This window comes from Pantoea sp. ACRSB (assembly GCF_022346905.1).
GTDB classification, from domain to species: domain Bacteria; phylum Pseudomonadota; class Gammaproteobacteria; order Enterobacterales; family Enterobacteriaceae; genus Pantoea; species Pantoea piersonii.
On the sequence record NZ_JAKRNL010000001.1, the window covers coordinates 381,978 to 402,269 of the forward strand.

General features: G+C 42.4%; 21 protein-coding genes. 1 reads left to right on the top strand and 20 read right to left on the bottom strand.

The features are described from left to right. Positions 1-55 precede the first annotated feature (55 nt). The 15 genes from MHZ89_RS01850 to MHZ89_RS01920 all read right to left on the bottom strand — a co-directional run bounded on the left by MHZ89_RS01850 (position 56) and on the right by MHZ89_RS01920 (position 14,514). Positions 56-1,297, bottom strand: a complete 1,242-nt coding sequence (locus tag MHZ89_RS01850) for a hypothetical protein (protein WP_311781621.1) — start codon at positions 1,295-1,297, stop codon at positions 56-58. Positions 1,298-1,303: 6 nt separating this feature from the next. Further along, a complete protein-coding gene (locus MHZ89_RS01855) occupies positions 1,304-2,161 on the bottom strand; it encodes a hypothetical protein (protein WP_311781622.1) in 858 nt (285 codons plus the stop codon). A 14-nt stretch (positions 2,162-2,175) separates the two neighbouring features. Further along, a complete protein-coding gene (locus tag MHZ89_RS01860; protein WP_311781623.1) occupies positions 2,176-3,327 on the bottom strand; it encodes a tail fiber domain-containing protein in 1,152 nt (383 codons plus the stop codon). Between the two features lie 17 nt (positions 3,328-3,344). Then, positions 3,345-3,857 carry a DUF2824 family protein gene (locus MHZ89_RS01865; protein WP_311781624.1) on the bottom strand — a complete coding sequence of 171 codons (513 nt, stop codon included), beginning with the start codon at positions 3,855-3,857 and terminating at the stop codon, positions 3,345-3,347. A gap of 14 nt (positions 3,858-3,871) precedes the next feature. Next, positions 3,872-4,132 carry a hypothetical protein gene (locus tag MHZ89_RS01870; RefSeq protein WP_311781625.1) on the bottom strand — a complete coding sequence of 87 codons (261 nt, stop codon included), beginning with the start codon at positions 4,130-4,132 and terminating at the stop codon, positions 3,872-3,874. Continuing rightward, positions 4,132-5,673 (bottom strand): hypothetical protein, encoded by a 1,542-nt coding sequence (locus tag MHZ89_RS01875; RefSeq protein ID WP_311781626.1) that lies wholly within the window; start codon positions 5,671-5,673, stop codon positions 4,132-4,134. The genes MHZ89_RS01870 and MHZ89_RS01875 overlap by 1 nt, the downstream gene beginning before the upstream one ends. A 67-nt stretch (positions 5,674-5,740) precedes the next feature. Continuing rightward, positions 5,741-6,559: a phage baseplate protein gene (locus MHZ89_RS01880; protein ID WP_311781627.1), complete on the bottom strand. Its 819-nt coding sequence runs from the start codon at positions 6,557-6,559 to the stop codon at positions 5,741-5,743. Positions 6,560-6,636: 77 nt separating this feature from the next. Continuing rightward, positions 6,637-9,465, bottom strand: a complete 2,829-nt coding sequence (locus tag MHZ89_RS01885; protein ID WP_311781628.1) for a phage tail protein — start codon at positions 9,463-9,465, stop codon at positions 6,637-6,639. Positions 9,466-9,478: 13 nt separating this feature from the next. Then, the gene (locus MHZ89_RS01890) at positions 9,479-10,381 is read right to left on the bottom strand and encodes a hypothetical protein (protein ID WP_311781629.1); all 903 of its coding nucleotides are present in this window, start codon (positions 10,379-10,381) and stop codon (positions 9,479-9,481) included. A gap of 14 nt (positions 10,382-10,395) precedes the next feature. After that, positions 10,396-11,034 carry a hypothetical protein gene (locus MHZ89_RS01895; RefSeq protein ID WP_311781630.1) on the bottom strand — a complete coding sequence of 213 codons (639 nt, stop codon included), beginning with the start codon at positions 11,032-11,034 and terminating at the stop codon, positions 10,396-10,398. A 101-nt stretch (positions 11,035-11,135) separates the two neighbouring features. After that, complete coding sequence (locus tag MHZ89_RS01900) at positions 11,136-12,041, bottom strand: DUF5309 family protein (RefSeq protein ID WP_311781631.1); 906 nt, start codon at positions 12,039-12,041, stop codon at positions 11,136-11,138. A gap of 29 nt (positions 12,042-12,070) precedes the next feature. Next, on the bottom strand, positions 12,071-13,069 hold the full coding sequence (locus MHZ89_RS01905; protein WP_311781632.1) for a hypothetical protein: 999 nt from the start codon (positions 13,067-13,069) through the stop codon (positions 12,071-12,073). Positions 13,070-13,137: 68 nt separating this feature from the next. After that, positions 13,138-13,395: a hypothetical protein gene (locus MHZ89_RS01910; protein ID WP_311781633.1), complete on the bottom strand. Its 258-nt coding sequence runs from the start codon at positions 13,393-13,395 to the stop codon at positions 13,138-13,140. 58 nt (positions 13,396-13,453) lie between these two features. Beyond that, entirely contained in the window at positions 13,454-13,717 is a 264-nt protein-coding gene (locus MHZ89_RS01915; RefSeq protein WP_311781634.1) for a hypothetical protein, read from the bottom strand. A 17-nt stretch (positions 13,718-13,734) separates the two neighbouring features. Continuing rightward, on the bottom strand, positions 13,735-14,514 hold the full coding sequence (locus tag MHZ89_RS01920) for an Ig-like domain-containing protein (RefSeq protein ID WP_311781635.1): 780 nt from the start codon (positions 14,512-14,514) through the stop codon (positions 13,735-13,737). 1,540 nt (positions 14,515-16,054) lie between these two features. Here MHZ89_RS01920 and MHZ89_RS22655 point away from each other — a divergent pair. Continuing rightward, complete coding sequence (locus MHZ89_RS22655; protein WP_108479763.1) at positions 16,055-16,120, top strand: YSIRK-type signal peptide-containing protein; 66 nt, start codon at positions 16,055-16,057, stop codon at positions 16,118-16,120. A gap of 702 nt (positions 16,121-16,822) precedes the next feature. Here the strand turns inward: MHZ89_RS22655 and MHZ89_RS01930 are convergent. Genes MHZ89_RS01930 through MHZ89_RS01950 form a run of 5 tightly spaced genes read right to left on the bottom strand, consistent with a single transcriptional unit; the run spans position 16,823 to position 20,291 of the window. Then, positions 16,823-18,349: a terminase large subunit domain-containing protein gene (locus MHZ89_RS01930; protein ID WP_311781637.1), complete on the bottom strand. Its 1,527-nt coding sequence runs from the start codon at positions 18,347-18,349 to the stop codon at positions 16,823-16,825. 11 nt (positions 18,350-18,360) lie between these two features. Further along, on the bottom strand, positions 18,361-18,735 hold the full coding sequence (locus tag MHZ89_RS01935; protein ID WP_311781638.1) for a hypothetical protein: 375 nt from the start codon (positions 18,733-18,735) through the stop codon (positions 18,361-18,363). Between the two features lie 2 nt (positions 18,736-18,737). Beyond that, positions 18,738-19,100 (bottom strand): hypothetical protein, encoded by a 363-nt coding sequence (locus MHZ89_RS01940; RefSeq protein WP_311781639.1) that lies wholly within the window; start codon positions 19,098-19,100, stop codon positions 18,738-18,740. Between the two features lie 4 nt (positions 19,101-19,104). Then, positions 19,105-19,386, bottom strand: a complete 282-nt coding sequence (locus MHZ89_RS01945) for a hypothetical protein (protein ID WP_311781640.1) — start codon at positions 19,384-19,386, stop codon at positions 19,105-19,107. 44 nt (positions 19,387-19,430) lie between these two features. Beyond that, complete coding sequence (locus MHZ89_RS01950) at positions 19,431-20,291, bottom strand: DNA-directed RNA polymerase (RefSeq protein ID WP_311781641.1); 861 nt, start codon at positions 20,289-20,291, stop codon at positions 19,431-19,433. Between the last annotated feature and the right edge of the window lies 1 nt (position 20,292).

Consider the following 20,292-nt stretch of genomic DNA (forward strand, 5'->3'; position numbering starts at 1 on the left):
TCACCTTATTATTAAAATTATTTTTAGGCGGCTATTAACCGCCTTTTCAGGATGATTAATAGCCGTACTTGGAACCGAAATTAGTACTTGAAGAACTGGATTTAGCAGGTGCAGTACTCACAGGTTGACCACGCTTAGTTGCGTTAAACTGTGTTGTATATGCCTGAATCTTTTCCAGTGAGTTCTGTAGTGCTTGAGGAGAGGTTTTATCAAGTCGAGGCATTGCAGAAAAGTACATTCGTGCCTCTCTTTCAGTATTGATTCCCGAGGCTCCTAATGCTTTAGCATTAGCAACACCACCAGTTAACATATTACCGTCAATACGTTGTGCTGCTTTGTATGCTTCACGTTCTGCATCAGAGCCACGTAATGAACTGTTCCAGTCGGCTAAAGTATCCGAACGCCCTGCTACCTGACCGGTAAATGTATCAACGTTACCTGCTTTGATAGCATCCTGAAGTTCTCTAATGTCACCGCTCATCTGTGTTTCTGATGCACTTGGTAAACCGCTTACTTCTTTAGCATCCAGTTGCTTCTGCATTTCTGGGCCTGCTGGCTTGTAACCTGTGAACTGCCCTTTGCTATTGAAGTTTGGTACTTGCCATACACCGGTACTGTCTTTCTTAGGTGCGTATTCAGTACTGTCAGGCGTAACATTACCTTGTGCCAGACGTTGTAAACGTGCGGCGGTTTGTTCTGTTACTCGTTGATCAGCTATAGAACGCTGGTTATCGATACGCTGAGTACCTAACTGTACCTGTGCCTGCTGCCACGGGGTTAGTTCTTGTTGTTTGAGTACTGAGGCATCACCAGTACTTTGATACTGCTGTACGCTGTCTGGTGTGTACTGGCGATACAATGAATCACGGTATGCAGCTTTATCATTCCATGCCTGTTCTGCTTGTCTGTCTTCAAGCTGCTGCTGCCTTGCCAGCTTCTGCTGCTGGGTTCTGCTGATCTCTTGTCTACGCTCATCCATCGTCTGAGCGTAGGCATTCATGCCACGTTCAAAACCACCCTGATCACCTGCCAGTGAAGAACCAAATGCTGAGGCAGATTGTAGGAACGCTGGATTGCTGAATAGGTTTGCAAGGTTATCGAGAAAACCGCCAGAGCTATTAGTACTTTGAGGCTGTTCATCTGTTGAAGTACTTTGAGGTAAAACACTTGGTGCATTTAAATCGTAATCATTATTAACTGAGTTACCAATATTATTGAAAACGCTTAGTGCTTGCTGTTGATCCTCTGGAGTACTTTCAGGATTTTGACGTAGCCAATTATCAAATAATGAAGCCATATTTTATTATCTCCGAAATGGGTTTGTACTGAACTGATTTGTTCCCAAGGCTTGGTTTAATAATTGCTGTGCCTGAGAATATGCAGTACTGGAAGGTGGCTGATAATTAAAACTGCCACTCTTTGTATGTAATGTTATTTGTGGTGCTTGTTGTTGCTGGTTCTGGTTTTGGCTTTGCTGAAGCCTGCTTATACCTTGCTGGATAAGCTGCGGATCAATACCAGAACTACCAGATGAACCAAGGCCAGCACTAAAATCTGGTGCAATACCTGATCCTGCCCCTCCAAGTACAGTACTTTGGGTAGGTGCGTAGCTAAGTGCTGAAGTTCCTGCACCGCTGGCTATACCCTGTGAACCTGTACCTGCCAGTACTGAGCTGGAAGAAGGTGCATAAGCAAGGGAACTGCCAGCAGCAGAAAACGGAGTTGCAGATACTGAACCTGCACCGATACCACTCGCTCCCGCTGCACCTGAGAATGGCGTAGCAGATACGCCAGCACCAAAACCTGTCATACCTGATCCTGCTGAACCTAATCCAGCAGCACTACCAGTACCGGCTCCCGTTGATACAGCACCACCTGCCGCCGTTCCAGCAGCCCCACCATAAGCACCGGCTGCCGCCCATCCGCCAAATATAGAAGCCACTACAGCCGCTGCTGTTTCTTGGGGGTGATCACCTACCCAACCTTTTATCCCAAAGCCTTTTTGAAATAGATCCTGATCTTTATGCTCATTATGAGTATACAAATCAGTAAGTTCGTCCCAACCCTTAGACGGATCGGTAACTAAGTCCTTACTGATTTTTACTGGATGAGATACAAGATCCCCTACCCGTTTACCAATTTCCCCTAAGAAGTTTCCCATGTGTAGTGTCCCTCTTAAAGTTTGCTGTAATCGACGATTAGGAATCCAGTGTTAGGATCTGTACTAACAGCTTCAGGTTTCTTCTTAAGTACTTCCTGTGCAATAACACCTCGTGCTGGCTGATTACCGGCAAGTTCTTTCCCGCGTTTAGTCCATTCCCATTCATAGACGTTGTGACCTGCTTCAGTACCTACTTTCCTGATATTTTTCTTCAGGCGTTTATCAGAGAAACCCTGATAAATTTGTGAAGCAGCCGCACCGCCTGATAGCAATGAGTTGAACAGTGAAGAACCGCCAGGTTGAGTACTGGAACCTGATGTAGTACCGCCTAAGCCAGCAATAGAACCAGATACAGGTAGGTAGTACTGAGAAATGAGGTTAGCCAGATAGTCACGATTACCCGTAGCATCAGTCTGTTGTTGCTGTTGAATGAGTGCAGATAGCTGAGAACTTTGTAACTGTGGAGACAGGCCATTTAGTACTGAAGTAGCGTAATTACTACCCTGTGAGTACAACTGATTACCAGTACTGGCAGTACCTGCAAGCCCTGCTAACTGCATGTTAGAATTATTGCTTAGGGTATTAGCTGCGGTATTGATAGCGTTGTTGTATGCGTTGCCGGTTATGGTATTCGCGTTATCAGCTTTCATCTGTGCAGCATCACGTGCAGCGATAGCCTGAGCTACCCCAGCACGAGAAGAACCCGCGTTACCGCCTGCAACCGCATTACGATCAATGCCGGTAAAGGTTTGTTCATTGAGTGTGTTATCAATCTGACGGTTAGCAGCATCAATCTGGTTTTGAACTAAGCCATTGTTATAGAGACTTGATGCAGCATTAGCTATATCTCCAGTACTGTAACCGAGTCCACCATTTGCGGCATTCTGATAGCCAGATAGTGCAGACTGTGCAGCACTGTTACCCTGTCCAAGCAGACTGTTAGTAGTGTTGGTTGCATCAGAACTTACGCCGTTCAAACCTTGCATGTACTGAGAATAAATTGAAGACAGATCACCAGTAGGTGAAATGTATCCTGTTTTCTGAGCCTGGTTATACCAATCACTAACATCACCTAAAATATCTTTGAGGTTACTTTGTGCTGGTTTCCAGGGTTCAGATGATGATTTTTGTGTTGTAGTTTGAGAACCAGATTTGAATAATCCCATCTTTATTCCTCCTTGAATTATTTTTTAAGGTACAGATAAGTCATCCCTATATCTTTACCATCTTTTTTATATTGTGTAAGACTCCAGTTTATTTCTTTAAAACCCATTCGCTTGAGTACTTTCACAACATACTTTGTATGATCAGGTACTGACGTAACAATTGTATCAAATGAAGAGATCTCAAAGATAAACGTAGCAAAGGCTTTAAGAAATTGAGTACTGTACCGACGCATATAGGGGATTATGAATGCATGTACTTCACATGTTTTAATACCACAAATAGTACCTAAATCATCTACTGTAAAAATACCACCAAACTCACCACCAATACTGATTTGAAATAATCCTTTATGTTCATTAAGGTGAACCATGATATCTTCCTCAGTACAATCATCATGTACTAAGTTATCGAATATTCCTGTCTGGTAAAAAAGTTGAGAAACATCCCTAAAACTATCAACATTAAGTACTTCAATTAGCCCTTTCATATCCGCTGAGGATGTTGGCTTGTTATTATTATTTTTCCCCATAAACATTCCTTGTTTTATGTTAGTGTGAATTTCCTCCAGACCCCATCTACAAATATATAGAGTCCTGCACCTAAACCACGGGGATTCCATGTAACCCCGTCTGCATATCGAATCTGTAATTCAACATCTTTAGTTGGTGCATCATATGTTTTTTCTGTAGCTATATGCTCGCCTACGCTTGTGAAGCCTTCCTGAATACGGCGTAGTTCTCGTTCAACATCGAACAGAGAACCAATAGTAGGTGCTGGTACGTACACGCTTTTCTTATTTGCCATTACCTTTTCCCTCGTGGCGTTACATCTATTCCATAGCTGGTTAGTGTCCAGTACTCTTTACTGAATGCTTCAAAGCGGATAGAGATATACCTTCCTGATACCCTGAAATCTGCCTTTCTATCTACGCCTACCTCAAACTCTACTGATTCACTCCAGGCTGGAGCATCATAAGGGTTCTCTGCAACGCCTACTGAAATGAAGACAGTACCAGTACCGGAGATCTGCGGATAAATGCCCTTCACCATTTTGTGGCTTGTTGCTTCTAAGCCGTAATCGTCAAAATCGATGTTTTGTTTGATAGCGATGGAAGGTAAGTTAACCGAGCCGCTTGAACCTTCGTCTACAGCCCACCAATCCAGTTCTTTAGTATTCACAAACAATGAACCTCTTACGAAGTCCTGCCCAACGCCATTGAATGTTGTTGGATCATCGTCCATTAACATTGCCTGTAAATCGATTAGACGATCATTGTCAGTAGGAAGGATGCCGTAACTGATAGTGGTTACGTTAGGAAGTTCACGGTATGTCCATGTATTGCTGTTAAGTGAGTAGATAGCGGCACGATCCAGTGCTGCCCCTTTTGATGATGGGTACAGTACCCATACCTCTTGCTTCGCTGGATATGCTTGTACTTTAACGTTCGCCGTTTCCCCTGCTGACATTGTTTCGAACAGATCGCGTTTAATCTTGTTCTCAATGATGGACTCCCATGTACTGCCGTTGTGGATCACTATATCGGACGTTGTAACTAAGAAGTGACCGCCTTTCACCTGAGCAACACATTCTGGAGCCAGTATTGAAAGATTATCGAAGATCTTACGGAACGTGAAAATGTCATTGCCGCCCACGTAAGTTACAAGGAAGACTTCTTGTGAGGTGTACAGGATGAAGTACTCACCCATTGGTAAACCGTCGATAAGCTTACCTCGTGCTTCTGAGAGGTCATTGAACCCTGCTGAGCCTGTAGTACTGGTAGCGTCCCATGATGGCGGTGCTTCGTTTGGTAGTGCTATATCTGACCAACGGATACGCTGTGTGTAATCAACACCATCTTCTAACATGCCGATTGCAATTAAGAAGTTCTTAAAAGCACGTAACTTACTGGTACGCCAGTTAACAGTACTGCCATTTTCAACGCCCCATGCTGTGAGATCTTCGAACCGGTTAGATGTAGGTTTGAACATTTGCGGTACGTTAGAATCGTTTGTAAAAATAATCACGTTGGATAGTTCAGTACAAAACCATTCATCGGCAGTCAAATATGCGTCTGTGTTACGTGAAACATCAATATTCGCAACACCTGTTGCTCGATAAATTTTATCGTGAGTACTGTAAAAAATGTTGCCGTTCTTTGGGTATATTTTATTAACCTGATCAGTTGAAGGAATCATTACTGATTCACGTGTTCCTGACTTACTTAATCCGCCATTTTCAAAAGAACAATTACGTACTTCTGTCCACGCGTTTGCTGGAGTTTCAAATGGGGGTACATCCGTTATCACCCCATATTGTGATAGTCCTTTTATGACTACTTGTGTCATTTATTATTCTCCTAATAGAAACGGGGATGGTGTATCCCCGTTCTTCTCCATAAGTGGGCGATTTTAATTAACCTGTACGTACCCAAATGTATACTGCTACGAAAGGCTGCATAATATTGTGTGCGGCATTACCACCACGCCAGTCTGTGTATCTGGTGTTGTAGTTAATTTCGTTAGAACCCTGGCCTACGTGGTTAGAACCGCCGCCTGTATTACCACCATATGCAGCAATACCGCCTGTGGCATGTTGGTGACTTGGCATCTCTGCTTCAGTCAGTACGTGCTGGTACTCACCGCCTGCTGAACCTGCCCCATAGTTACGAACTTCACCGCGTGAGTCTGATGTTTGTCCTACACCGATCAGTACTCGACCTTGTGAGTATGCAGCCCATGTACCTTCACCAAAAAAATCACGAGGATTGTTACCACGCGAGTAGTTCATGTAGATCGAACCTACCGGATACATCATGTTTGTGACGTTGGTACGCATCTGTGCCCAACCGCCAGCCCCAGCATCCAGCCCTGACATTAAGTTCTGTAGTGCTACGTTCCTGTTCCCTATGTCACCGAGGTTATTAACTTTGAGTAAGTACCGGCCATCGTTGTAAGAACGCGGCTGTACAGCAGTACTGTTTTCAGAAGCCTGTACATTAATGAGCGGGCTATTCTGCATATCCCATGCAGTACCATTACGCTTCAAATATGTTTTGAGATTATTAAGCTCATCTGAGGTAATGGTTGTTTGTTTATTGATGTTGGGAAATGATTGCTTCATAGTCTTTTTTATTTCACGCAAGAAATCATCGACCATTGAAACAGTATCTACGGAACCTACAGGGTTGTTAGTATTCATCTCCGAGATATAGTTACTATTATCTAAAGGCATCTTTTAATGCTCCTTGTTATTATTTTTGAGATCCGTCTCTTGAAAGTACTGGCATTAACTTGCCAGTACTTACATTTTTATTTTCTTATTGTTTTGTACATATCCTGCTTCGGTTTCATCTGCTTATAGAGTAAATACATACCCAAACCTCTCAGGATTTCACCACTCCAGAAGCCAAAGAACATCCCATTGTTCTCTACACCATTACCGGTATCAAGGCGTACAGCAGGACTCCATGAGCCATTCATGATATGCCCAGGTATTCCCGTATTGATGAATTTACGCTCCAGCTCCCCTACCACGTCTTCGATGAACTCAGGCAGTACTGATAGCGTCGATCCTGCAAGTACTGCAAAGCATGAACCAGCTAACCATAAACCTGACATATGCCCTGTGAAGTCCGTGGTGTCGAATACGCTGCTACCGTCAGTGTTCCAGTCCGTAGGCGTACATCCATGCTCTTTAAACTTCTGAGCTAACCATGTAGCCCAATTCTCTACGTACTGCTGCAATTTAGCCGGTACTGGTTTGTTCTGGATCACCAGCTCGTACCATGCACGTGCAGCACTACAATAAGCCCTGGGCTGATAGCCCGCCCACGCATGACCATCCCCCCAATGGAAGAATGTCCAGGTATCAGGTTTACCGTACTTCAAGTTGTCCCAACGATTCCAGATGTACGCACTCATACCAGGCCCTAACTCCCCAAAGTTGTTGTAATAACTTTGTTGAGATGACCATAAAAAATCGATCATATTATTCAGGTGAGTAGTCCATTCATTGGGTACTCGATCATGGGTATAGATGAACGGATGCATGTACCCCGGATATGGACTACCCCGCCATCCATCGAACTGAATATTGTCTGGAACAGAAATATTGCTGAACGGTATAACACCAGGCGTGAATGCTAAATTATTAGACTTGTAGTCGAGAATAGTACAATCACCCAATTTGGCAGTATGTGCAGTATCACCAGAAATCGTCACGCTGTACTTCATGGTGTAGCCATCATCCAGTGAGAACGTTGGCGGTACATCATTCAGGCAATACCAGTAGAAGTGAGTTTCAGCATTCTCTACTGGTGTAACAGAGAATTCTTCCAGTACTGAATATACCGGCGTGGACGGCCTGACTTCAGTATCAGCATGGTTAGGCTGATAGTCTCTTAGTACTAACTGGCTTGAGAAGAGGTTTTGAGTAACGTAAGTACTGGTAGGCTGTAATGTCCACTTCCAACGCCAACCATTATCATCTTGAATCCCGATCTCTACCTGTCTGGTAGCTTTGTACGTAATGCTGTTCAGTACTGATGTACCTGCATCCAGTAACCAGAAACCGATACCCATACCTGCACTGTCTGATGTGAATACCGTATGGTTCACTGTACCCTGACGTGATCCAAGAATGTTGTAGTCCGTCATCATCGAAGTACTTACATCTGGCTCACCATACGTATAGACGCTACGCATATCAGCCATGAAATATTCTTTGCCGTTAAGGTCAGTTACTGGTGTGAGAGAGCTAAGAGGAACATCATACGTCTGTACAGCAGTACTGGTACTCTGTGGTAAGTCGTACTGGTACTCACGTGCTGATGGATCTTTGTCTGTCTTCTGCTGTGAGAGTATCAACCTGATACGGGCACGTAACGGATTACCAGCACTGTCTACCCCACCATATTGAGTACGTACTTTGGAGTCCTTCGAAATCCTGAACCATACTGCCTGTTGTTCTAAAGTACTTTGTGCCTCTGCACTTTGATCGATAACTATGTACCCTTCTGAATCACGGCTGTAAGTAGCTTCTTGATCGCTTGGATAGAAGTAGTCATACGATATACCATCAGTAAAAGGCGATTTGTCGTTAGTACTTTTACGGAAGAAGCGATCATACAAATCGATTTCTGAATATGATTTACAGGTTTCTAAAGAACATTGCCATGCACGGTAATACACATCCTCGCCAGTAATTTTCCATAACAAATATGCTGCATCCGCAAACCATTGTTCTGCATCGGCTGCGTTTCCGAAATTACCTTTAGTTACTGCCACGTTGACCGGTCTATTATGCCAAGCAGAGTTAGTAGGCATTAAATAACCACCAAACTCTACAGGTACTTTACCTGTGAAGTTGGTCTTATAATCACCAGTGATAGAAGTATCTTTCAACTGCATAGTACCCTTCTCATCTTCTGAGTGTCCGGTACTTAAAACATTGCCATCCCAATCAATTTTTTTACCTTCCCAATTGATGATCCAGTCAATGTCATACTGCTGACCGTCATTACTCCAGTCAGTACTACCATCTGCTTTCAATGCCTGTACTGAAGCGTTGATAGCATCCCATGCAAGTTCACCGACAAAGGCAAAAGTAGCTTTATCAAGGTACTCACCGAAGTAAGGTGAACCATGAGGTACTTTGGTTAGACCGTTTGTATATGGAAGTACTACACGTTTGAATCCAGAGTGTGTTGGTGATTCCCAATCGATAGGGTAATTTGCAAGTGTTGGTTCCTTACCGTTGATGATCCAGTTACAGATATACATTCGTGGAACGTCTGGTACTGGTTCCTGATAGAAGTGGTCTATATATGCCTGAAAAGTCTTCTTAGCCATATCAAGCTGCCATTCATCCCGAGTAGCCATGTATGCATAGCAATGACCAATAATCTGTAATGACTGTCCCTCTGTGGTGGCGTCTCCGTTTGGCATTGCTTCTTGCATACTTGCTGCAATAAAATGACGGTTATTACTTAAGACCATTTGTTCATTGAAAACATAATGCTGCTTTGTTGGATCAATGGTTTCGCCCGTATTTCTTTCAAGAAAGTACCTGTGCCCTCTTAAAAGTTGCAGTACATTACCAGAGGAATCTTTATCATTATCCCATATGCTATGTATCATATAACCCTCTTTATTAATTCATGTTAAACCATCCACCATTAAAGAATCCTAACCATGTATTACCACCGTCATAGCTGGCGAGTGTAAGTACATCCATTATGTTTGCATCTAATGATAGTTGTGGTTTTCTGTCTTGTGACCATTTCACATTTGAAGGCCAATTAATGGCACGATCACCAAAAACATCTTGCAGTACTAACAATGTAATCTGACGAAATGCAGACTCACCGCCATAAGGTGCAAAGGTGAGATTAGTACTGGCACGGTCTAACGTAATGTGGAAAACAGATGCAGTACTTGCGTCAATTTTGATCGAGTCTGCACCGGCCAACGTTTGTAATTTGTAGTTCGAAGCAATTGGAAATGGGTTTGCTTCGGTATAGTAGCGGTACTTAATACCAGTACTGGTTTTAGCGAAGATTACGCCATCCTCCTGTAGTCCTAATATAGCCTTAGAGTTACCGTGCATGATCTCTAAATCTGTTGTGAGATTGTTCATACGTAACTCAGAACCATTACCCCCAAATGCCAACCCAACACCCTCGTTAGGTGTGGCGGCGTTGAAAGAGAACAGTCCTGTGATGGTCTGTGCCGTATTCTTTACTGCTACGTCTGGTTTACTGGTAATGTCATTCCAGCCTGGCGACCATGTTACAGAACGGGCACCAACCATATCTGCCGTGTAGTCACCCTTCTGTGGGTACACAGCCCCATGACGCTCATTGAATAGAGCCACGCCAGATACAGCACCTGCTGCCAGTTCCATGTAATGCTTAGCCTGATCTGCATCGGCTGCGGCTGATGACTGTGAGTTAGTAGCACTGGTGGCTGCCAGTTCTGCACGTTTGGCGTTTTCCTCACTGCTACTGATCCATTGCGGATCGTCAGTAGCGAGAGAATCAAATATCCCTGCCATATAATTTCTCCTTGTTAGTAGTACCGCGTGATGTTGTCTGAGTTAGCCCACGTCACTAAAGTACTACCCTGATACGATTCCCTTAGTAGTTGCTCCTGTAGTCCAGCTAACGAGGTTTCAGCCATGTTCCGCCAGTACTGAGCCTGGTCTGGCTGACCGTCAAAGATGTATGCTTGCTCCAGTGCTACCCATAGTAGAAAGTCTGGTACGGCAATCAGATACAGGTTGCTGGAATTACTTACATCAAGCTTTTCTGGTGCGATGTAATACACCACTTCAAAAGCAGTATCAGTACTGACAGCTTTATCCAGCTTGTACATGTTGGATACTGAGGCAAAGGCTATTGGCTGGTTTGAATAGTTCTGTACGTCATAGATCTTTTCATAAGATTGACGATACAGAATCTGATTGTTAGAACGGTTACGGATTGACTTTAATTCCAGTAAGTTTTTAGGTGCGGTCAAATAGTCATAGCCTGCACTCACTGTGAACACATCCACCTTTTCAGCAGCAGGATGACGTAAACGGCGATCTAATTCAGTTTCGGCAAAGTACACCCACGCTGGAATTTTACTAATGAAATACGCTTCCTTAGTATCAACGTATTTTTGTACATCCGTGTACAGGTCAGATACGTTTTGGTATTGAGCCATTTTATATCCTTATAAAATAAAAAAGGTAAGGCACAGACAAAATTTGTCATTATGCCCTACCCTTGAGGATTGGTTAATTAAGTACTAAGTACTCAATTCAATTAGATTTTAACGTTAGTGATTAGGCCACTTGATTTGAATGATTTATTCTTTAAGCCTACTTCGGTAACAAGTTGACGTGCTTCATAGTCACCAGTTTTAGCGAGTTCACTTAGGCTATATGGGCGTAGGGATTCTACAGACCACATAGAAGAATCGAATACCATAATGTCACCAACACCAGTAGTTGCATCGTACTTAGCCCAACGGTTGTTGATAATCTTCACACTACCAACTGAAGAGGTGTAATCCTTAATGTCGTTCACGAGTTCAGTACCGTTAGCAATGTCACGGATACGACCTTCTTTAGCAGAAAGAATCGCAACAATTGCAGCACGAATACGTGGGTGACACATGATGTAGTCAGGAGTACCGCCAGCTTCGAAGATACGTACAAGTACTTCATTCAGGTCATCTTCAGTTACAGCTACTCCAGCTTTATCGATGATGTTTGCTGAATCAACTTGTGCCTGGAAACCTGCGGTCATACGGCCTACAGTACTGGTTTCACCAGTTTTAACCTGACCAGTACCAACGAATGCGAATTCCATATCGCGTTTTAGTTCTTTGGCACGTAGCTCAACTTGGTTAGCAAGCTTTTGTTTGTTGCCAGCGATGGAGTTAACCATTGAAGTACCAGATAGGCGTACTGTCTTGGTAAAGATCTGAGTGTAGTTATTACGCTCGATTAGTAGGTTGTCTACGTGGTCTTTAGCGTCTGCACCTTCTTTAGCTGCATTAGCACCAACTTTTGCTAATTCTTCTTCAGCCCAATAGAAAAGTACATTATCTACAGTACCTTTACCGATCAGGGTCATGAATGGGGTATCTTCTGGAGAGATGTTACTTACTACGTCTGAAAGACTCTTATGTTGTGCAGTCATTGCACTTGTATTTTGAAATGCCATTTAATTTATGCTCCCTGCATTAATTATTATTATAGAATTTTCATCAAGAGATCCTGAGTAATGGCAGACTGTGATTTACCTTTTGCTTTCTTCTGTTCTTTAAGACCTTTCTCGATTTGACGAGACTTACTTTCTTTTTGGTTTGTCTTTTTAACAGGGGCACTCAAATGTGATTTAGACTCAATCTCTTTTTTCTTCTCAGTTTTTACGTTCTTGTTAGTACGTTCCTGTAGCTTCTGGTATTGCATTGCGTCATACACAATGTCCCATGCTACAGGCGAGGTCATGCTTAGTACTTGATCCTCTGTAAACCCACGGTTTGATAGAAATTTGTCTAATTCATTAATAGTACCGGCATTGAAGCCATCACGAGTACTCGCCATCTCTTTAAAGATGTTCTCGATTGTTTTTGCGTTTGTTTCACGCATAGAATTTGATGTTTCACGTAGAATATCATCAGCTAATTCAGAATCTTTCTTAGCCTGGATGTATCGTGAGTGGAATTCATCGTATTGTTCTGGTGTAGCTTGACGGCGTAAACCATCCCAACCACCTAATTGTTTTAATGCACCATCTAAACGTTCCATTTCGATGTTTGCATTGAACTTGACAGCCTCAGACCGTTCAACTGCTTTGGTCAGTTCTGCTTCAAGTGCTTTACGCTGAGTTGCAATCTCTTGCGTCTTCTTGGTAAATGCCGCTTGTCGCATGTACCCACTTTTGAGTTCGCTACCCTTTACGGTAACTTCCTCACCGTCGATAGTAAGTGTGAAGTCATGATCATCAATGTTGCTGGCCTCAGTACTATCAGTACTGTCATCATCGCTTTCATGTTCTTCATCTTCGCTATCTGCGGTTGACTCTTCTTCTGCTTCATAATCGTCTTCATCGTCATGAGTACTTTCTTCGGTAGTTGATTCGTCGGTGTCAAGTTCCTTTGGTTCTACATCATGAGATTGTTCCGCTGGGGAGTCTGCTGGCGATTCAGAATCTAAAAAACTTAGAATTTCGTTTGTTGTTTCGGACATAATTATTCCTCACTATGCATAGTGATAAAGGTTGTATTTGTAAGATGTTTAATTTCAGTTATTACGTATTAGTAGTCTGATACATCTCTGGGTTTGGAAAGAATATTTCTTTGTTCTGCTACACTGAATTTTAGTGTACTGATCTTTCCAAGAATGCGTTGTAGTGCCTGATACTCATAGTGAGCAATCACAGCATGTTCAGGTGAAGTTTTAATACCTGAAAAGATATCTTTTTCGACTTGAAGAATAATATCTTCGTATACTGGATTATTCAAAAACTCTGAACGCAAGGATTCAAACTTCATTTGTACTTCATTGTCATTCATTCATGCACTCCATAAATTAATCCCGTATTTCAGTACGGGTTCCATTTAGTGGACTACTTTACTCGACTTCAGATACAGAAATCACAGCACTGATGTAGCTGATATTTTTGATGAAAATATCTCCAGTACTGGATACGGTAATAGAGAATGGTGTAACAAGTTCAAAGCCATCGTGAGAAGTACTTGATGTAGTTCTGATAACGATCTTTGCAGTCGATTTGTTTTGTACTAACAGTGCCTTCCCTACTGAGTCAGGGAATACTGCATATAGGGAGATTTCACCATCTGCTGGGATAGTGTAATCAGGGTAAGTAGTTTTCATTGTGATTCCTTATTTTATTATTGTGGGTCTACCTGGAAGTACGAGCTATCGCTTGCTTCTGCACCTCTGAACTTAGCTTTAACGCCAATACGGGTATTACCATCAGTGACGCCGGTAGCGAGTCCGGTACTGTTGATTGTGGCAACAGAGGTATCATTACTGAAGAACTCAAGTACTAACTCAGGGTGAGTGGAAACCTCAGTAGGGCTGATCGTGTACGTGAGTTGGTACGTTTGGCCAACTTTGATAGTACTGGTACTGTCTGCGTAGGCTGATAGCGTTGACGTGACCACGCCTGAGCTATCCGTAACAGTACTGCCGTCGGTATTAGTCAATGTGACAGCAATACTTGCCCCGCTACCATCTTTCAGTACCGTCCATGTGCTATCTGCATTGATCTGCACAATGGTACTGTCCGTTGATGAATACTGTACTGTGTAGCCTGTAGAGGCTTCTGGATTCGTCGTGAAAGGTACTGGAGGGTTACTACTACCGATAATCGCTAAGCCCACTGAGCTAAGGTATACGGCCTCTGCGGGTACTACTGGTGCGTTAGTACTGTCAGTTTTGATGATACCGATAGAAGCAGTTCTGTATGTCTTATTGGTGAGATATACGGTTACATCCTGATCTACAGCTAAGGTTTCCCCTACCTGTAATTCATATCCCTGCCTTGTATTGTTTGAAGCACTTATTAGTACTGGAGTAGTTTTAGCCTGAATCATATATGGTGCAGTTTGAATTACTTCCTGAGTACTATTAGGTGCTAATGAAATGTCGCTTAATGTTTCGGACATTATTAACTCCTGTAATTTTAGGGGAAATCCATTTCCCCTTTAAATTGATGTGAAAATATTATTTCCAGATTTAATTTCAGCCTGAGCCATTTCCTCTTTGAGTGCTTCTTCTTTTTCAAGTAAAGCCTGCTTATCAGCCATGTTCTGCAACTTGCCATCAGTTTCATCCTGCTTGCGGATCTGCTCATGTGCCATGTTTTGCATATCTGCCTGAGCCTGCTGTTCCTGAAGCACAACCTTACGTTCATCCAGTTCAAGCTGTTTCTGAGCCATGTTGTTAGCAGTACTTTGGAGTACCTGATTCTGTTGGGTAAGCTGCTGTAGCTGTTGGGCCATCTGCTGCATCTGTTGCTGTAGCTGTGATAGCTGCTGCGTGAGCTGGTCTTTTTGCTGGATAGTCTGATCATCGTTCATGTAGTACTGAGCATCTGCAATATCCATGAGTTCATAACTCTTCACCATCGCGGCACGGATGTTACTTGCACTGGCTAACTTAGCGAGTTCAGTACCTGGTGCAGCCGTTGCAAGTACTTGTGCAAGGTTGCCGTACTTCTGGCTTTGTTCAAGTTTGGCTGTAGTACCCAATGGTGTCTTGATACGTACATCACGTAGTTCAGGCCATTCGTTAGGGTTGATAGTAAGTTGTTCACCATCTACCTGTAGTTCCCATGTACTGAAATTTTCACGCAACATGTTGTACAGAGTTTTGACAAGAGGAATGATCGCTCCGTTGAGTAGTGTGTTGATCACACTCTTCTGTACCAGTTGGCCTTCTGACAAAATCATTGCGGCACTTTGAGTACTGGAACCTGCGGCCAACGCTTCACCAAGCATCCCCTGTCCAACAAAGGACATGCCAGTACCGGATTCACGCATGGTATCGAGCATCTGTAGTAGCCCTGCTGAATCACCCATTAATGCTGATAGCTGGATAGGATTGATCGTACCTGGTGCTTTTACTGCAATACCAGTACCTGGACTGGTGTTAAAAATATCTCGTACATTGTGAAGCTGTTCAGGGTTGTACTCAAAGCGTGGACGGCTTGCCATTTCGTTATACACGAATTGCTGGCGTAGTAATCCGGTTCGGGCACTCTGAATAGATTTGGTTAGGTCTACCATGCCCTCACCCCAAAACATATGAGGTCTTGGAATTGGTGAAGTACCGCAATAAGGTACTTCATCTGTTTCTTGGTATGCTAAAAGTACGCCTTCGCAATAAAATACTTGATAGAGTTTTGATACCGCTATTTCTTTATCAGTACCTACAGTCTCTTCTACAGATGATTTGATATATAACTCATATAGCTCTACTTCACGTTGTGAGTTATCAAGAGAATCATCATCATTATCCAGTACTAAACCAGATTTACGGGATAGTGATGCAATATTACTATCAGCATCGTCATCGTTACACTTCTCCCAAACTTCCTGTACTTTATCTTCATCAATACCCATTTCTAATAAAGTACTAATAGTTGTCATCGCTTTATGACCAACAATACGAGCATCTCTAATACCACGTGCATCTTTGTTGATAATGAAGTTTTCAGCAGGTACAGCTTCAATCTTAATTGCTTTTACTTTTGAGACTAAAACAAAGTAGCCAGTATAAAGTGTTTGTTCCATGACAGTGCTGATACCTGTTACGTCCATCTGCCCAAGTAAAGATGTTGGTTCTACCGGCATATCATTGCTGATCTGCTCGTCTTTCCTGTCAGTAACGATAACCTCTACTGATTCGTACTGATCATCAGACTCAAGCTGAGCCTGTCTGAACTGAAGCACATCCTGTGTTTGTTCTGTGAAGAATTCCTTTTCGATCTTGTTCTCTTCACGAATGATAGGACGCATAACCGAAGCACTACTTACCATCGCATCTTTGAAAAACGCACGGTAAAGGGTTTGCCTGTCGTTATCGCTATCCAGTACATCATTGAGTACTTGATTGATTACCTTCAGTGTTACAGGCGATGTAACGCCATCAGGTACTACTTCAAGCGATTCTCCAGAACTGAAAGCATCCATGCAAGCGGCTACGTAATGCTCTACGGTTGCAGTACAGGTATTGTCTACAAACGATGGTTCTCCTTCACGCTTCTTTGGCAAAGTACCATTATAGAATCCCCAGTTTTCAGTGATCTTTGGGCGGATCGTTTCTTCAAGGTACTCTTCACAATCATCTACATCTGCACGTACTTGCTTAAGTAGTGCTTCCTCGAAAGCTTCTAACTTATCTGAAGACAGATCAGGGGTTCGACCTGAAGTTAGGTCTGTATATTTAAAATCCATTTTAATTATTTCTCCGTTAGTAAGTATCGTAGTTATTGACGTACTTACTCCATTCGTTAGTACTGATAGTTTTGTTAGTACCTCTTGTTTCGTGATCGTATTCAGATACACCAAATTTATTGATAGCCGTAATGTTATATCTGAAGCTATCAATAAAATGGTTGTCCTTATCGATGAACTTTCCGTCTTCATCGTATGAGTACAAGCTGAATTCTTTCAAAAAGCCCGTGCATTTTGGATGTACTTTAAGTTTGCCTGATAGCATTAACTCACGCATGAATATAATGCCTGATTTTACAGTACGGTCTTTGCCTGTAGGATCAATGTGCCAGTTACGTGCATATTCTTTTGTTAATATTAATCCTGCACCTTCAAAAATAGATTGATATGTTGCCCCAAGTCCACGCTCAGATTTGGCATCTGATGGAAGAATCATTCTTATAAAACCCTGCTGCATTGGACGTACACCGGCTGCACAAATTATTGCATCAGTCTTGGTATATGAGAGTTCATCATAAAGGTAGTACGTACCATCATCGGGGTTATAGGCTATGAAGCTGAATACCATGTCATCTGAGTAGCCTAAATCGGCTGCGGCCATACGTTTCCAGTGCTTGCCTATAGTGAAACTATTATCGAGTAAACTTTCTTTCAGGATACCAGCAAATACTGCACCTGAACCTGCACCTGGAATACCTTCAATACTGAACTGTCTGGCCCAAGGTTCGATCTGCTCATTCATCTTTAGCTTTTCAGCTTCAGTAAATCTATTACTGTCCCATAAAGTTACGTGTACTAATCCGCTGTGGTGAGTACCATCTTCTTCCCAAAATTGTTTGATAACATCGTCAAGTCCTTTTTCTGGCGTGGCGACGTAAAGTACTCGACCGCGTGAAGTCCATGTACGCTTCTTAACCTGGCTGAAAATGTCTTCAGGTACTTGTTCGTCAAGTAACGCAAAGTCGATCTCCATCCCCATCAGAGTACCAACACCTGCACTGTACACATCAAAGGTAATGCGGCTTTCACCGTCACATACGCCTGCTGCATCATAGTGCTTCACATATACAGTACTAACCGTGTTCTGAAGGCCGGTCTTGGGGATTAGCTTTACTATGTCTTGTCTTGGTATCCAGCCTGTACCACGTTTATCAGCAGTACCGAGAATGCATTCAGCAGTACATTTAGGCCGGTTGATCTGGCTCCAGTCCCAACCGAGTACCAGTACGTTTACTGGTTTGGTATAGCGGTGTCCTGTCCATCCTTCAGGGTATCGGCCTGTAGCATGAATGACCGTCTCATATGTACCGAAGTATGTCTTACCAAGTCGGTTCCCTGCACATACCATTCTAAAATCTTCAGTACTACCTAACGTGATCGCGTCAACCTGCCATTGGTCAGGCTCAAAGAACTCCAGCTTGTTATATTCCCTGTAATCCTTACAGGCTTGCAGATAGTTCAGTACTGCAATTTGTTCATCTTTATTAAGAGTACTGACATATGCAGGTATATCTTGAATATGATCCAATAGGGTTAAATCCATTTAACTCCCCTTTATTTTTTATCTAATAATTTCTTTATCGCGTCCTCAACATTGTTAGGTTCAATAGTGTTATTGATTTCTACATTTGAACGTAATGTCTTTGCAAAATAAGGAGCGGCGGCGGTAGCACTTTTTAACGCACGCTGGAATGATCGCTCGTACTCTTCGCTATGTAGGTCATAAGTTTTCAAAGTACTGGCAAGGTCTTCATAAGCATCATTAGCAATAAGGAATAATATTTCTGCGATATTTTTATAACCTTCCTGCTCATAGCGAGCTTGCATCTGCAACGTATCTTCATTGAGTTTCGGTGATAGCCTCGCCTTACGTGCTTTGCTTCTGTCCTGCAAATAAGTAGTACGTTTCTTTTTATTTTCTTCTGCCATGATTAGTACCCTTCTTTGAAGGAATACCCATGAACATTTAGCCATGTTTTACCGATGATTGATTCAGCGGCTGCATATGGAATGTTGATACTCTTACAGTACTGTTCCAGTGCAGAGACAGGTACTACCTGAATGACTTCATAGTTCTTGATTACTGATACTACATTCTCACCTTCGATTGGTTTAGTACTGACACTGTTAACAGCATCAACTACATCAGCAAGCGATTGATGAAATTTAATTTGTAGATCTGATTTGAGGTTCTTTAGTGAGCGTGATTTTACTAATGTTGTGATGCCTAACGTATTGGCATAATCGAGTACTTCATCTTTAGTACTCAAAGCGTTTAGATATTCCTTATCCATATTATTATCCTGTAATTGTAATGTTCAATACTGCATCCCTCTTAGTTAAATTGTGCAGAACTAAACTGGTGCATGTAATTTTTAGTTCATCGAGTACTTCAATTGATCCTTTGGTGAGATCATCACTGATAAGTACTGTGACACCTGATTTATTCTGAATAACCAGAGTTTGAGTATCTGATAATGAAAGTACTGAAAACACGTCTACAGTACTTTCTTTGGGAACAGTAATATCAGTCGATACTTTCAGGTTGATAAACCGCTGCTTAATGATTGATGTATCCATGTGTTTTCTCCTTTTCATCTAATCCATTAAGTGGGCGGCTTTAATTACATATAGGCGTTATAAGCAGTCTTTAGATCTTCTTCCCAGGTAAGCCATGTATCTTCGGTAGGTACATGCTTTAGCTCGTCTGGTACGGCGGCTGGCGGTATGCCATCCAGTAACTGATCTTTGAGGTTTTCGAAGTACTCACTTTTTGCCACAGCCAATAGTGAGTTGGTTACGGCTGTCTTAGTACTTTCAATGTTGTTGGGATGTACGCCTACGGAGTCGTGAATGTAGGCCATATCTGCTTCTAACATACCGTGTTTGATAAGGTGCAGTAGTGCAGCATCGGCACTGTGTATGATGGATGGTACTGAGCTACTGGTAGTCTTGCGTTTGTTGGTAGTACTGGTCTTCCTGTTGATACGGCTGGTTAGCGTCTTACCGTGTACCTTGTAGCTTAAGGAGATCGATTCCTCTTCATAAACTCTGAGTACTACAGGAAAGTTATTAAGCGGATTAACAAACTCGATACAGTCTTTATGCTTTAGTACAAATGCCAGTAGTTTTCTGAAGTATCCAAGAAATTTCATTGCACTTGGTACACCCTCTTCCATACTCCAGAAAATCATATTGGTCATCATGGTTACTTCAGAAGGAGTAAGTGAATATATGAAACCATCATCAAAGGATTTTAGCTGGCTTATTACATCCTGTCTTGAAGTACGTTGAGTACCGCCATAATTAGTAATGACCATTACTGATTTCTTAAATGTTTTACGGGCAAATACCTCATCAGCGTGTTCTGTCATCTTAATGCACAAATCACGTTGAGCGATTAGAGTACTCAATGTTTGTTCAACGGAAAGTTTTTTATTACGGCAAGATTCAATAAGTTTTAATTGCAGGTGATTTATTTCCATA